Source organism: Mucilaginibacter rubeus (assembly GCF_003286415.2).
Classification (GTDB): Bacteria; Bacteroidota; Bacteroidia; order Sphingobacteriales; family Sphingobacteriaceae; genus Mucilaginibacter; species Mucilaginibacter rubeus_A.
Map to the genome: position 1 here is coordinate 459,552 of NZ_CP043450.1, position 14,415 is coordinate 473,966.

Here is a 14,415-nt window from a genome sequence, read left to right on the forward strand (position 1 = left end):
ATAAGTTTTAAATTTATAAATTTGGCAGCAATATACAACAATTACACAAGTCCAAATTCTATCCAATCAATATGAGCAAAGGTGTTATTAGTAAAGACGAAGATTATTCGCAATGGTTTAACGACTTAGTAATTAAATCTGACATGGCCGAATATTCGCCGGTTAGGGGCTGTATGATCATTAAACCGTACGGTTATTCGATATGGGAAAAGATCCAGGCGGTGCTTGACGAAATGTTTAAAGAAACCGGGCACAGCAATGCCTATTTCCCGCTTTTAATACCCAAGTCTTTTTTTAGTAAAGAAGCCAGCCATGTTGACGGTTTTGCAAAGGAATGCGCCGTTGTGACCCATTATCGCCTCAAAAATGATGGCGAGGGGAATATTATTGTGGATGAAGAAGCCAAGCTTGAAGAAGAGCTGATCATTCGCCCAACATCAGAAACTATTATCTGGAATACATACAAAGGCTGGATCCAATCATACCGTGATCTGCCTATCCTGGTTAACCAGTGGGCAAACGTAATGCGCTGGGAAATGCGTACCCGTTTGTTTTTACGCACCAGCGAGTTTTTATGGCAGGAAGGCCACACTGCACACGCGACAGCAGAAGAAGCAATTGCCGAAACCGAGCAAATGCTGGATGTATATGCTGATTTTGCTGAAAACTGGATGGCGTTACCGGTAGTAAAAGGCCGTAAAACAGCTAACGAGCGTTTTGCCGGAGCATTGGATACCTATTGTATTGAGGCATTAATGCAGGATGGTAAAGCTTTACAGGCTGGTACATCACACTTTTTAGGACAAAACTTTGCCAAAGCTTTTGATGTAAAGTTCACCAATAAAGAAAATAAGCTTGATTACGTTTGGGCTACTTCATGGGGTGTTTCAACCCGTTTGATAGGTGCGCTGATCATGGCACATAGTGATGATGCCGGTTTGGTATTGCCTCCAAAAATTGCCCCTATAAAAGTTGTGGTAGTGCCTATCTATAAACACCAGGAAGAGCTTGACAATATTTCGGCTTATGTAGCAGCGTTGAGCAAGGAGCTTAAGGCAAAAGGCATTTCGGTTAAGTTTGACAACCGCGATACCCATCGTCCAGGCGCCAAATTTGCCGAGTACGAGTTGAAAGGCGTGCCTCTGCGTGTAGCCATCGGTAGCCGTGATATGCAGAACGGTACTGTTGAGCTGGCCCGCCGTGATACGAAGACTAAAGAGACTGTTAACCAGGAAGGTCTTGCGCAGGTTATCGAAAACCTGCTTGAGGAGATTCAACAAAATATCTACAAAAAAGCTTTCGATTTCCGTGCCGGGAATACTAAAGAGGTTGACACCTGGGAAGAGTTTAAACGTGTACTTGACGAAGAGCCTGGATTTATCAGCGCCCATTGGGATGGCACATCTGAAACCGAACAAAAAATAAAAGAGGAAACTAAGGCGACAATCCGTTGCATACCTTTGAATAACAAGCAGGAAGAAGGCAAATGTATTTTTACCGGTAAGCCTTCCACGCAGAGGGTTCTTTTTGCAAGGGCTTATTAGCCCCCCCGGCCCCCTAAAGGGGGAGTGCTGGAGTAGAGGGCTAATTTATGTATCCATCCCTAAAGGATATAATTAATGTAAACAGGTTTCATTGTAGGGATTGAAACGCATTCCAAACACCCCCTTTAGGGGGCTGGGGGGCTTATGAAATTCGCAACTAAAGCAATACACGCAGGGCAGGAGCCCGATCCAACAACCGGCGCTATCATGACGCCGATATACCAGACATCAACCTACTGGCAGAAATCGCCGGGGGATAATAAGGGGTATGAGTACTCGCGTGGCACCAACCCAACCCGTAAGGCTTTGGAAGATTGTTTGGCTGCTTTGGAAAACGCGAAGTTTGGTCTGGCGTTTTCGAGCGGCATGGGTGCTACCGATGCCGTAATGAAATTGCTTGCTCCGGGCGATGAGGTGATTACCGGTAATGACCTGTACGGAGGTTCATACCGTATCTTCACTAAAATATTTGCCAACTACGGGGTTAAATTCCATTTTTTGGATCTGTCTGATCCGGAGATTGTTCGCGCTCATGTAAATGATAAAACTAAGTTGGTTTGGATAGAAACACCTACCAACCCAACAATGCGGATTGTGGATGTAGAAGCCATCGGTAAGATCACGAAAGAGAAGAATTTGCTTTTTGTGGTGGATAATACCTTTGCTTCGCCATACCTGCAAAATCCTATAGATATGGGCGCAGACATTGTAATGCATTCCGTAACCAAATACATTGGTGGCCACAGCGATGTGGTAATGGGCGCATTGATGCTGAATGATGAAGAACTTTACAAAAAGCTTTGGTTCATTTACAACGCCTGCGGTGCCACTCCGGGACCTATGGACAGCTTCCTGGTGCTGCGTGGTATCAAAACCCTGCACCTGCGCATGAAAGCACATTGTGAGAATGGCAGGCAAATAGCTGAGTTTTTGAAAGATCACCCTAAAGTTGAAAAGATCTACTGGCCGGGCTTTACCGATCACCCAAATCATGACATCGCCAAAAAACAAATGCGTGATTTTGGTGGCATGATCTCCATCGTATTAAAAGATGCCGATTTGCAGGAAACTTTCCGCATCGCGTCATCATTTAAAGTGTTTTCATTGGCCGAGTCGTTAGGCGGTGTTGAATCGTTGATCAACCACCCGGTAAGCATGACCCACGGCTCAATCCCTAAAGCCGAGCGTGAAAAAGCCGGTGTAGTTGACAACCTGCTGCGCCTGAGCGTAGGGGTAGAGGATATTGAGGATTTGTTGGAGGATATTAAGCAAGCATTGAGTTAAGTAGCAGTGGCAGAAATTAGTAGCAGTTGTTTTTTTAATTCAGTTAATGACAACTGCTACTGCTACCGCAACTGCCACCAATAAAATCATGACAGAAAACCTCAAAGCCTTCCTCGACGCTAAAGTTGCCCAGTACAATCGCCCTGAATTTATTGAGAATGATCCCGTGACTATCCCGCATATGTTTAGCCAGAAGCAGGATATCGAGATCATGGGTTTTTGGGCAGCCACCCTGGCTTGGGGGCAACGGGTTACCATCATCAAAAAATGTAAGGAACTCATCGCTTTGATGGATGGCGCGCCTTATGATTTCATTATAAATCACGAAGAGCCTGATCTTAAAAGACTCTTAAAGTTTAAGCACCGCACGTTTAACGATGTGGATACGCTTTATTTTATAGCTTTTTTCAGGCAGCATTATGAACGGTTTGGATCGCTGGAAGATGCGTTTTTGCCCCCTGGACCCCAAAAGCGGGAGCATGGGTTAGCTGTAGAGCATGCGCTTAATAGTTTCCGGTCGTATTTCTTTTCTTTGCCTGATTTTCCTCATCGCACAAAAAAACATGTGTCATCGCCTTCGCAAAAATCTACCTGCAAGCGGCTAAATATGTTTTTGCGCTGGATGGTGCGTAAGGACGATAACGGTGTTGATTTTGGTATCTGGAGCCGCATTAAACCTGCCGACCTGATCTGTCCGCTTGATTTGCATGTAGACAGGGTATCACGTAAACTCAATCTCATTAACCGCAAACAAACCGACTGGCAAACCGCCGTGGAACTAACCCAAAGGCTCCGCGAGTTTGATCCTAATGATCCGGTTAAGTACGATTTCGCTTTGTTTGGATTGGGGATAGAAGAACGTTGGGGTGTGCAGTTTTAAAGATAAGCGCACTTATTTACTCAGTAAAACAATGTCCGGCTTGTTCGTTTCAATAAGCTCTGTGCGTACCAGTGTGCCGCTATTGAAATAATAATAATGATATGAAAGCGGTTTCATTTGAGCATCTGCGGAGGCCACCCGTCTGTAAACAGCATGTTGCGAGGTTTCTTCAACCAACTCGAGGTTATACTTTTCTGAGTTTTTAAATTCGCTTTCACTCATTCCAATGGTATAGTGTTTTACACTGCAACCGGCAAGGATCAGCAAAAAGGACAGCGTTATCAGTACGTTTTTTAAGGCAGACATGTGATTAAGTTTATTTTTCGTGTTACAGGTATGACTCTGACGAAAAACAAAGGTTTATCTACAATCTGTTATTTTTTGCGATTAAGCCTCTTCCTTAAAATAAACTTTATAATAGTTCATTGCCCGACCATCATCAAAGCCTTTCTCAATCAGTTCTTTATCACCATGAATGTAGATGTGGAAGTTTTTATCAAGCTTGAGCACACTTTTATAAACACGGGCCTGTTTTTTTACCGCGTTTTCTGAAATGATGAAATTATCGGCAATAGGGCTGTCAAACTCCTCCTCATACTGGTTTTTAAAGTTTTTGAACGACTCGATAGCCTGCTCGTTGCCTATCACTTCGTTTGAAAACTCTTCCATATCAAAAGTTTCCTTCTCCTTAAAATACTTCATGGAGCGATTGAGCAAGTCGATTTTATCAGCTTTACTCATCTCAAACTCTTCGTCGATTTTTTCGGTGATAAAGTTTTTGTAGATGCCGAGCGTATTGTTGGTTTGGTTAAAGCTGTCGTTACGAATTTTGAGCTGCAGAAAATCATCCTTCCAGAATCGGGCCGCTTCCTGTCCTGTATTGGTTTTATCAACTACTACCACTTTGTAGCCGTTCTCTTTTTCGATATTGAAAATCAGTACACCCTTATCCAGTTTATTGATGTTGATGGCGTCCTGCTCATAATCAACCTGGAAACCGCCTTTATCCGGATAAACCTTAAGATAGGTTTCCTTATTTTCTGATTTGAAAATTCCGATGGCATTTAATGGATTGCCTTCAATTTGTACTTTGTTGAAGTAAACCACATAAAGTTCGCCGCCTTTAATGTTGGGGTGGTTGGTAACTTTATACAAATGCTTCGCTATTTTCTCAGATGCCTCATGGAATTTTGTGTTATCATCAAACACCTGTGTGGCAAAGTGATGAAGCTCGTTCAGTTGCAGATCGCCGCTGCTGTGCATCAGGTGATAAACTTCGTTGGCCTTTTCAAAAGGCTTCAGAAAGTATTGCATAAGCAGGTTGGGGATTACATCATCCTTTAATTCCAGAGGCTGTTCGGAAAGCGCATACATCTCTTCCTGCGACTGATTACCAACATGATGTACCGAAATAGTCTCGAGCGAAGCTTCAAAAAAAGTTACCATAATTGCCTGCGAAGGTAAGGTTTTTAGTCATTAGGTTGATGGGGAGAGTTCATAGATAATAGTTCATGGATCATGGCCACGAGCGAGGTTTTCTTAATAGTTAGGTCATATAAATATTGGATTGTGATTGGCCGGCGGGAAAATATCCCTGAAATAACGACCTTTGTGCCCTGGTAATTAGGCGAGCTTAGGCTATGATCTATGAACCATTAACTATCAACTAAAAGATGACAGATAATACCGATACCATAGTAGCCCTTGCCACACCGAATGGGGTGGGTGCCATAGCAGTGATCCGCCTTTCGGGCCCTGATGCCATAAGCATTGCCAATAGCGTGTTTAAGGGTAAAGACCTGAGTAAACAGGCATCACACACTATCCATTTTGGTAGCATTGCCGATGGCGACCTGATTTTGGACGAGGTGCTGGTATCATTGTTTGTTGGTCCGCGGTCATACACCCGCGAAAACGTTGTGGAGATATCCTGCCACGCTTCCGGATATATTGTTGAAAGTATTATTAAGCTGTTCATCAAAAAAGGTGCAAGATCAGCCAAGCCCGGCGAATTTACCCTAAGGGCATTCCTAAATGGTCAGCTTGATTTGAGCCAGGCCGAAGCGGTAGCCGACTTGATTGCTTCAAATTCTAAAGCTTCGCAGCAAGTAGCTCTACAGCAACTCCGCGGAGGTTTCAGTACCCAATTACAGGCCCTACGTGAACAATTGGTAAACTTCGCCTCCCTGATAGAACTGGAACTTGATTTTGCCGAAGAAGATGTAGAGTTTGCTAACCGTGATCAGTTGAAAAATCTGATCCATGAAATTACCAGGATCGTAGGCCGGCTTATCAATTCGTTTGAGTTGGGGAATGCTATTAAAAACGGTGTAAATACAGTAATAGCCGGCAGGCCGAATGCCGGTAAATCAACGCTGTTGAACGCGCTGCTTAATGAAGAGCGCGCGATAGTGAGCCATATCCCCGGTACCACAAGAGATACGATTGAGGAAGTACTGAATATCCAGGGCATTAATTTCAGGCTGATAGATACCGCCGGAATCCGCGAAGCCACAGATGCCATTGAACAGATAGGTGTGCAGCGTACCATGGAGAAGATCAGCCAGTCGGCCTTGTTGATTTATGTGTTTGACGCGGCGGAAATCACCATAGAAGAACTGAACAAGGATATAGAAAGCTTGCAAAAGCCAGGGATTACCATGTTGGTAGTAGCCAATAAAGCTGATTTGCTTAATCCTGAACAACTATCGGCCCTGCCACATACCGATAGGGCTATTATTATCTCGGCCAAAGAAAAGCGACATATCGATGAGCTTAAACACAAGATTTATTCGTCGGCAGTGAAAGATCAATTAAGTGGCGACGAAACATTGATAACAAATATCCGTCACCTCGAAGCCCTGCAAAAAACAGAAGAAGCCCTCATTAGAGTGCTTGGCGGCATAGATGGCAGTATTACTTCTGATTTCCTGTCGATGGATATTAAACAAGCGCTTCACTACCTCGGTGAGATTACCGGTGTTGTTACGACGGACGATTTATTGGAGAATATATTTAGTAAGTTTTGTATCGGCAAGTAATCTGGTTGAGACTACTGATCTTATTTTAAGAACATCTATTTAATGAATATAAATTAATCAAGGAAAATGATTTGACGATTAATGAAAGTAATGCCTAACTTCATAAGTTTTCCACACTCCGAAAGCAAGAAAGTAACAAAAATAACCTAAAAGATGTGAGGAAATTTGTTATCGAAGTTTTTAGGGTGATAGTAGCATAGTAAGTCTTCTATACATATTGTTCCAATTATCAAATATTTGGCCAGTGAGTTTCGGTTTATTCATAACAGTCTACATTATAAATGTTCTATCTCCTAAAAATCTTTTGTTATTTTAGATAGGAAATGAGACGAACAGGCCGGACTCCCAGAAAATAATCTTTATAATCAGGGTCGACCTTATTTCTAGAAGCGATCCGGGCTGAAAGTTGATCGTAAGCGAAGCCTCCGCCACGGTCAATTCTAGCGGTTTCGCCCGATATTCTTAAACCATCTCCATTTCGGGGGGGAATAGAATAGTCGCTATATTGATCTTTACACCATTCAAAAACATTGCCTGTCATGTCATACAACCCGAAATTATTGGGCTCGAAACTTCCCACAGGAGAGTGTATCAACCAACTATCTTTGTATGTGGATTTCAGATCCGGCCAAACTTTCTTGGCTTCTATTCCGCCGATATTGCTAAATCTGCTTAGTTCACTGATTTTTGATGTTCCAGCGTAAATTAAATTCAAATCAGCCCTTGCAGCCCGTTCCCACTGTGCTTCAGTTGGTAGGTCAAGACCAAGTTTGCTTAATGTGCTCTTCGCCTCATTCCAGCTTACTTGCTCTACAGGATGCGAAAGAGTTACTGGACTTGGCATTGGTTGCCTAATATAGCCGGGTTTATGAAAACTTGGATTTTTGCCTGTTATTCGAAGCCATTGCCCTTGTGTCATTTCATATTTTGACAAAAAAAATGCTTTAAGCTTGACTTTCCTGACAGGCATTTCGTTTTCTAATGCCTGTCGATCGTAGTTAGTTAAGCTCGGTGTCTTTTTTTGAGCGCCCATGTAAAACTCACCTTCAGGTATTAGAACGAAAATAATTCCTGTGCTCGGTTTAATTGTGAAACTTCCTGTTTCGGCTCTTTCCGGTAGTTCCTTCTCATTTGTCTGCCAATCTATAAATTCTTCTAGACCGGACTTTGGATCGGGGCCAAGAGGAATTAATCCGAGCTGCGGACTTAGTCTTAAGTTCATGTATTTTTTACTCCGAGCAAGACGCATATTAACTTGAGCCCATTGAGCTTTAAAATCATCAATGGTGCTTTTCTTAATTTTTTTTGATTTGTTTAACCTGGCTTTTATGTCGGCAAACAAGCCGTTTTTTGCCGAGAAATCAGTTAAAGCCACGACAAGTTTACTTAGGATATCATGACGAAACTGTTTTTCTAGATCATCTCCGAAATTCCAAGTTCTGCGTCCAGCTGTGTCCGATCTCAGTTTGGCTATCCTTTCTTCTTCTTCTTTCAACTGTTTTTTTAAAGGAGGTTTTTCTTTTTCTTTAGCATACATGAGTCGAGATTTGATTTTTGTTTCAGCTTCAACCGCATTCTTCAACGCGGTTATTTCTGGAAAAAAATCAGCTAATTTTTCTTTATGAGTATACTGCAAGGCTGATAAACGAAGCCGATCTAACGCAGCTTGATGTAATTTGAGCCTGTTTATCAAAAAACTATAATTGATAATCCATTGATTCAAAGGTTCAATCGACTTAGGTCCTAATGGCCAAAGCTTTTCCGCTTCCGTTTTTGCCCGGTTGATCCGTTCTGAATCCGCTAACCTTTCGTATTCATTCAAGGTCTGTTTTTTAGAATAGAACAAAATGGTAACGGTTGTTAAACCTAGAAAAATGATTATTAAAGTTATTACAAGCAAAGTCAACGACCTTGACTTTGCATTTTTCAAATCCTGCGCTGTCTTGAACTCTCGAGCCTTTAGTGTTCTTTCCCTCTCTATGCTATCTTTAATGAACTTTTCTTCGGTCTCTGTCAATCTACCACTTAAAATGTCTGAAAACTTAATTACATGTTGCAATTGAGTGCCATGTAATAAATAGTCTTCTCCCAGATTTGTGTAATCTATTGCTAGGAGTCTTATCTTGTTTATAATCTTTGAGGTCTCACGATCTTCCTGCATCCATTCTTGAATCTTTCCCCAATTTCTGATTAATGTTTCATGAGCCAATTCGACATAAACTTGCTTACTAATTGGATCCTCATAGACTGTCATCATTCTTAAGTTTTTGCCAGTCCAAAGTTGAATCATTTTTTCTACGGATTTTTCTTCTCCCATAGAGTGTAGTTCAGTCTTGCTCGCTTTTCTTTTTGTGTCCATTGCTCCATCTCCGGGCTGAATAAGTCTTAATGAGATCATTCTGCGGAGTAGTTGTTGTTCGGATGGGCTGAGAAGATTATATTCTGCGTCTGCACGATTTACCAACGCGCCTTCAACGCCTCCAATACTTTTGTAAGCAATGTTTGTCAGCGTATTACCTTGTCTTTTTCGCCAAAGTTCAGATAATGCGTATTCAATTAAAGGTAATTCACTTGATGCTCCTTTTGAATCTGAAATTATTCGGTCTACCAACCCCTCTTCAAGCCGCAAATTTTCTAACATGCTAGGTTCAACAATAGCTGCCCTTAATTCGTCCTCGCTCATTGGGCCAATCTGAACCAAATGGTCGTTAACAAGTAAATTTAAATTGGGATACACCGCGCAGTTGCCGATGAAATCCGAACGCATGGTCAATATAATCCTGACGTTCTCATCATCTCTTGCTTTTAAAAGCAGATTTATGAACTGTATCCGTAGGTCTTCCGTTGTTTGCGTGAAAATCTCTTCAAACTGATCAACAATAAGCAGCATTTTTTTGTCTTCTGAGGTAAAGTGTCTTAAAAAAAAATATAGAGCTTCACCACTCTCCGAATTTTTTAATTCTTTTTTTAAAGATTCCCCTGTCTGTTTGGTTTCGATACTTCTTTTTAACGCAACAGTAAGCTCGTTAATCGGATCTATCCGCGGAGTGAAAATCGCGGTAATCAAGTTACTCTCTCTCAGTAATGGGACTAAACCTGCTAGTATAATTGATGACTTGCCGCTACCTGAAGGGCCAGTTAAGATTAATAGCTTGTAAAGATCAATATGGTTTTTTAGCTTTTGGATAAAGAAATCTCTGCCAAAAAAATATTCTTTATCTTTTTCTCCAAATGCTTCTAGGCCTTTAAAGGGATTTTTTTCTGAAGTTCTTTTATTAGAAATTTTACTCGGTCGGCCTGGGGGGATTCCGTCAATACCGCATTTTAGCCGCCTCAAAGGCTCCGCTTCATATATGTTGTTTTCAAATTTAACCCAGGTTAAACGTTGCAGAAAAGCTGGCAGTTGGCTTTCTTTTTCTTCGTTTTTGGCTAATGGTAATAAAACAGGTATAACTCTTATCGAACGATTGGACGCTTTTGCAGACAAGGCTACCCTCATTTCTTCATTTTGCCAAGGACTTAGTTTATTCGAACCAAAAAAAATGATGCAACAAGCTGAATGGCTTAATCCTAATTCCAGTTCTTCCTGCCACGCTTCCCCAACTATTAGCTCCCATTTATCAAACCAAACTTTATAGCTTTCTTTAACCAGCCATTGGGCTATCTCTTCGACGATTGGTTTGTCTAAACTGTTATGACTGAGAAATACGTCGTATTTTTTGGTTTGCCTTGCCGACATAGTGCCTATTATAAAGTCATGCTTAAAATTAATTATTCATACAAAACAAAAAAAGGAGTAAATGATTAATATTGATTTCAAAAGATAAAAATATCATTTTTTTATATCCCTAATCAATGTTTACAGCAAAGTCGATCAGTGTAATTTCCATAGAATTGATTTTCTTGTTTTATTTCCGGATTTAGGCAAGGCATACTATAATACAGCTATCACATATTCATACTTAGGCGATCTTAAAAATTGTTATGAATTTATGCAAAGAGCAATAAATATTTGGGAGAAAGTCTTGCCAGCTAACAATGAGGATTTGATACGCTCGCAACAATATTTTTTAGAATTAAAGGCAGCATTAAATAAGCTTACCTAAATAATTTATCATTCTGATTTATCTTTTGTTTTACAGTTTGAGCGTATAAAAATTTGTTTTTATTATAATAGACGCTCCTTGCTTAATTGTCAAACCTTCCCGATCGGGATTATTCAACTACGTGCTGAATATTTCCAGGCTCGGCTGTTTAACCATGTAGTCCTGACTGGAACACCGTCACCGGTTTTAACTCAATTAAAAAACGGTTTCTCTCAACTACTCTAATCCAGCTTAATAATTACGGATTTCCTATTCGAAACTTTCAGCAATCTATTATTCAGGCGGACACCTACCGTAAGTAGTAATCCCTTGTTCCCTCGCCAATCTTCCCTTTCCCCAATAAATCTTCACCAAAAAAAATAAAAATGTTTGGACGTATCATTTTTGTTACTACCTTTATTAAAGAATAGACCAGAACAGAATAACCAATTATTCAAATTAAAAACCATTATGAAAAAAAAAGTACCACCTAAAAAACTGGGCATGTATTTGCTGTGCTGTATCATGCTGCTTTGTTATCAGCACGTTTTTGCCCAGCAAAAAAGAAGTATCATCGGCCATGTTACCGACGAGCATGGTCAGGCCCTGCCGGGAGTAAGTATTTTACTGGAGGGCACAGGCCTGGGCACCAGTACCGACCAAAACGGCTTTTATAAGATCAGCGTTCCCGATGCCAATGCAAAGCTTTCGTTTTCATTTGTTGGCTACACTAAAAAAATCGTATCCGTTACTAAAGACTGGAACGGCGACGTATCCCTGACGCCTGATAAAAACGCGGGCAGTCTTGGCGAGGTTGTAGTTATAGGTTACGGAAGCAGGAAAAAAGCAAACCTTACCGGCGCGGTTAGTACCGTTAAAGGTACCGAACTGGAGAAATCGCCGGTTGCTAACGTATCCAATACCTTGGCGGGCGCGGTACCCGGCCTCATCGTTAACACCCGCAGTGGTGAACCCGGTGCGGATGATGCCAGCATCCTTGTACGTGGTAAGGGAACTTTAGGCAACACCAGTCCGCTGGTGGTAATTGATGGTATTCCCGACCGTGGCTTTAACCGTTTAGATCCTGCCGACATAGAATCTTTTACGGTATTGAAAGACGCTTCGGGCGCTATCTATGGTGCAAGAGCGGCAAACGGCGTAATCCTGATCACCACCAAGAGGGGTACTGCAGGCAAAGCCACTTTATCGTTTACCTCTAATTTTTCTATTACGCAGCCTACCCGGGTGCCTAAAATGTTAAGTTCATGGCAGTATGCGCAGGCAGCCAATGAATATGACGATTTGGTTGGCCAGCAGCACGAATATACAGCCGATGATATTCAGAAATACCGCGACGGATCTGATCCGCTTGGTCACCCAAATACCAACTGGTGGGATGCCGTTATGCGTAAATGGGCAACACAAACCAATAATACCCTTACATTAAGGGGCGGTTCGGATAAGGTGAAATATTACATTTCTGGCCAGCACCTTTACCAAAACAGTATTTATAACAGCGGTGCCGATTATTATAAAAATGATAATGCCCGCGCCAATATCGACATTGCCGCCACCGACAATTTTAAAATTGGCGTAGATGTGATGTACCGGAGCGAATTTAAAAATGGCGAAGCGCCGGGTTATGACGCCAACGGCATTTTCCAGCAGTTGTGGAACGCATATCCTTACCTTACCCCGGTTTATCCAAATGGTAAAGTTGGCGTTGGTATTGGTGGCGGTCCGGCTACCAGTATGGTCTACATCCTGAACCAGGATTTAGGTTATACCCACAACACCTACGACTTTTTACAAACCAAAACATCATTTAGCTGGGCTTTACCCAAAGTTACCCCGGGCTTGCATTTGGACGGTTATTTTGCTTACGATGTCAATAGCAGGGCATACAAAGGCTTTAATGCTATGCCGCCGCCTGCTTACAGCTATAACAAAATCACCACTAACTATGATGAGTATACCTCTACGGTGCCGCCAAACCTTTCTATCAGTAATTATCAAACCAAAAGCAGGCTAACCAACATCAAACTTGGTTATGAGCGTAAATTTGGTAAACATGGGATTGAGGCTTTTGTGGCTTACGAGCAGCAGCAACAAACTTATACCGAGTTGGATGCTTACCGCACCGGTTTCCTGAGTAATAACGTGCAGGAACTATTTGCAGGCAGTACCGAAGGGCAAACCAATAACTCGGCAACTACTCAATTTGCCCGCCAAAACTTCATCAGCAGGCTATCTTACAATTATGACGACAGGTACCTGCTTGATTATAATATGCGTTATGATGGTTCGCCAAACTTCCCAGCCGGTAAACGTTTCGGTTTCTTCCCGTCTGTTTCGGCTGCATGGCGTATCTCACAGGAGCCGTTTTTTCATTCATCAGTTATTGACGACCTGAAGCTGAGGGGTTCATGGGGTAAAACAGGTAACGATGCTGTGGCCTCGTTTCAGTATCTGCAAACTTATGGATTGCAGGCCGGTCAGATTTCGCAGTACCTGGGTGCCGGTTATTACTATGGCCCTAACGCTACACAGACACCTGGTTTTACTTTAGGTCCAACGCCTAATGCTAATATAACCTGGGAGGTTGCTACAACTACTAACATCGGTTTTGACGCGCAGTTATTCCATGCCTTTTCGGTAAGTGTCGACGCGTTTCGTTCATCGCGCAGAAATATCCTGGTTCCGCCAAGCGCGTCGGTACCTGATTACACCGGTTTGACTTTGCCGGATGTAAACCTGGGTAAGGTTGATAACAAAGGTATCGAGCTTGACCTGGGCTACAGCAAAAAACTCGGCAATGATTTCTCTTTTAACATCAACGGAAACCTTACTTACGCGGTTAACAAAGTAGTTTATGGTGCCGAGCCGGCCAATGTACCCGATTACCAGCGCGTTACCGGTCATCCGATTGATTCATGGCTTTTATACCAGGCCGATGGCATTTTTCAAAACACTGCCGAGCTTAACGCTTATCCACATCCGGTAGGTACAGGTGTGGGCGATATCAGGTATAAAGATGTAAATCATGATGGTGTTATCAATGACCTGGATAAAGTAAGGAATACCTTATCCAACACACCCCAGATACTTTATGGTTTAACGCTTGGGGGCCGGTACAAAAACTTTGACTTTACTGTCTTTTTCCAGGGGCAGGCAAGGGCCCAGGCTATTTTAAAACCTAATGGCTTAAATATGGCCGAAGAGTTTTTTGATGGCCGCTGGTTAAAAGAGGGCGATAACAATTACCCGCGCACGTTTAACGGCCCAACCAGCCGTACGTTCGGGTCAAATGCGTATCCCTCAACTTTCTGGCTGCGTAATGATTCCTTCCTTCGCCTCAAAAATGTTGAATTGGGTTACAGCTTTTCAAAAGAGCTGCTGAGCAAGATTAAAGTAAAAGGCGCAAGGGTATTTGTAAGCGGTAACAACCTGTTTTCGTTTGATAAGTTCGGGCCTTCGTTTGATCCTGAAAGTGCTACAGGTACTGTTAACGATGGCAGGATCTACCCGCAACAAAGGATCATCAATTTGGGCGTAAATGTTACATTTTAATGAATTGAGTG

8 protein-coding genes are annotated in these 14,415 nt (G+C 42.2%); 5 read left to right on the forward strand and 3 right to left on the reverse strand.

Features of this window, described 5'->3' with window-relative positions; genetic code table 11:
• Positions 1-71: 71 nt before the first annotated feature.
• The 3 genes from proS to DEO27_RS02040 all read left to right on the forward strand — a co-directional run bounded on the left by proS (position 72) and on the right by DEO27_RS02040 (position 3,708).
• Positions 72-1,544 (forward strand): proline--tRNA ligase, encoded by a 1,473-nt coding sequence (gene proS / locus DEO27_RS02030; RefSeq protein ID WP_112569240.1) that lies wholly within the window; start codon positions 72-74, stop codon positions 1,542-1,544.
• A 144-nt stretch (positions 1,545-1,688) separates the two neighbouring features.
• Positions 1,689-2,828, forward strand: a complete 1,140-nt coding sequence (locus DEO27_RS02035; RefSeq protein ID WP_112569242.1) for a cystathionine gamma-synthase — start codon at positions 1,689-1,691, stop codon at positions 2,826-2,828.
• Positions 2,829-2,874: 46 nt separating this feature from the next.
• Positions 2,875-3,708, forward strand: a complete 834-nt coding sequence (locus DEO27_RS02040) for a TIGR02757 family protein (protein WP_223818128.1) — start codon at positions 2,875-2,877, stop codon at positions 3,706-3,708.
• A 12-nt stretch (positions 3,709-3,720) separates the two neighbouring features.
• Here DEO27_RS02040 and DEO27_RS02045 read toward each other — a convergent pair whose 3' ends face one another.
• On the reverse strand, positions 3,721-4,014 hold the full coding sequence (locus tag DEO27_RS02045) for a hypothetical protein (RefSeq protein ID WP_112569244.1): 294 nt from the start codon (positions 4,012-4,014) through the stop codon (positions 3,721-3,723).
• 81 nt (positions 4,015-4,095) lie between these two features.
• Positions 4,096-5,154, reverse strand: coding sequence for a nucleoid-associated protein (locus DEO27_RS02050; protein WP_112569246.1), 1,059 nt, complete (start codon positions 5,152-5,154; stop codon positions 4,096-4,098).
• 227 nt (positions 5,155-5,381) lie between these two features.
• Here DEO27_RS02050 and mnmE point away from each other — a divergent pair, with 227 nt between their 5' ends.
• Positions 5,382-6,749: a tRNA uridine-5-carboxymethylaminomethyl(34) synthesis GTPase MnmE gene (gene mnmE / locus DEO27_RS02055; RefSeq protein WP_112569248.1), complete on the forward strand. Its 1,368-nt coding sequence runs from the start codon at positions 5,382-5,384 to the stop codon at positions 6,747-6,749.
• Positions 6,750-7,056: 307 nt separating this feature from the next.
• On the opposite strand, the gene DEO27_RS02060 is transcribed toward mnmE, so the two are convergent.
• Positions 7,057-10,488: an SUMF1/EgtB/PvdO family nonheme iron enzyme gene (locus DEO27_RS02060; protein ID WP_112569250.1), complete on the reverse strand. Its 3,432-nt coding sequence runs from the start codon at positions 10,486-10,488 to the stop codon at positions 7,057-7,059.
• A gap of 817 nt (positions 10,489-11,305) precedes the next feature.
• Between DEO27_RS02060 and DEO27_RS02065 the strand changes: the two genes are divergently transcribed.
• Positions 11,306-14,404: a SusC/RagA family TonB-linked outer membrane protein gene (locus tag DEO27_RS02065; protein ID WP_112569252.1), complete on the forward strand. Its 3,099-nt coding sequence runs from the start codon at positions 11,306-11,308 to the stop codon at positions 14,402-14,404.
• The last annotated feature ends 11 nt before the right edge of the window (positions 14,405-14,415 follow it).

Bases quoted from the DNA above. Each gene is read 5' to 3' on its own strand.
- proS (WP_112569240.1), top strand. From the start codon at position 72: ATGAGCAAAGGTGTTATTAGTAAAGACGAAGATTATTCGCAATGGTTT.
- DEO27_RS02035 (WP_112569242.1), top strand. From the start codon at position 1,689: ATGAAATTCGCAACTAAAGCAATACACGCAGGGCAGGAGCCCGATCCA.
- DEO27_RS02040 (WP_223818128.1), top strand. From the start codon at position 2,875: ATGACAACTGCTACTGCTACCGCAACTGCCACCAATAAAATCATGACA.
- DEO27_RS02045 (WP_112569244.1), bottom strand. From the start codon at position 4,014: ATGTCTGCCTTAAAAAACGTACTGATAACGCTGTCCTTTTTGCTGATC.
- DEO27_RS02050 (WP_112569246.1), bottom strand. From the start codon at position 5,154: ATGGTAACTTTTTTTGAAGCTTCGCTCGAGACTATTTCGGTACATCAT.
- mnmE (WP_112569248.1), top strand. From the start codon at position 5,382: ATGACAGATAATACCGATACCATAGTAGCCCTTGCCACACCGAATGGG.
- DEO27_RS02060 (WP_112569250.1), bottom strand. From the start codon at position 10,488: ATGTCGGCAAGGCAAACCAAAAAATACGACGTATTTCTCAGTCATAAC.
- DEO27_RS02065 (WP_112569252.1), top strand. From the start codon at position 11,306: ATGAAAAAAAAAGTACCACCTAAAAAACTGGGCATGTATTTGCTGTGC.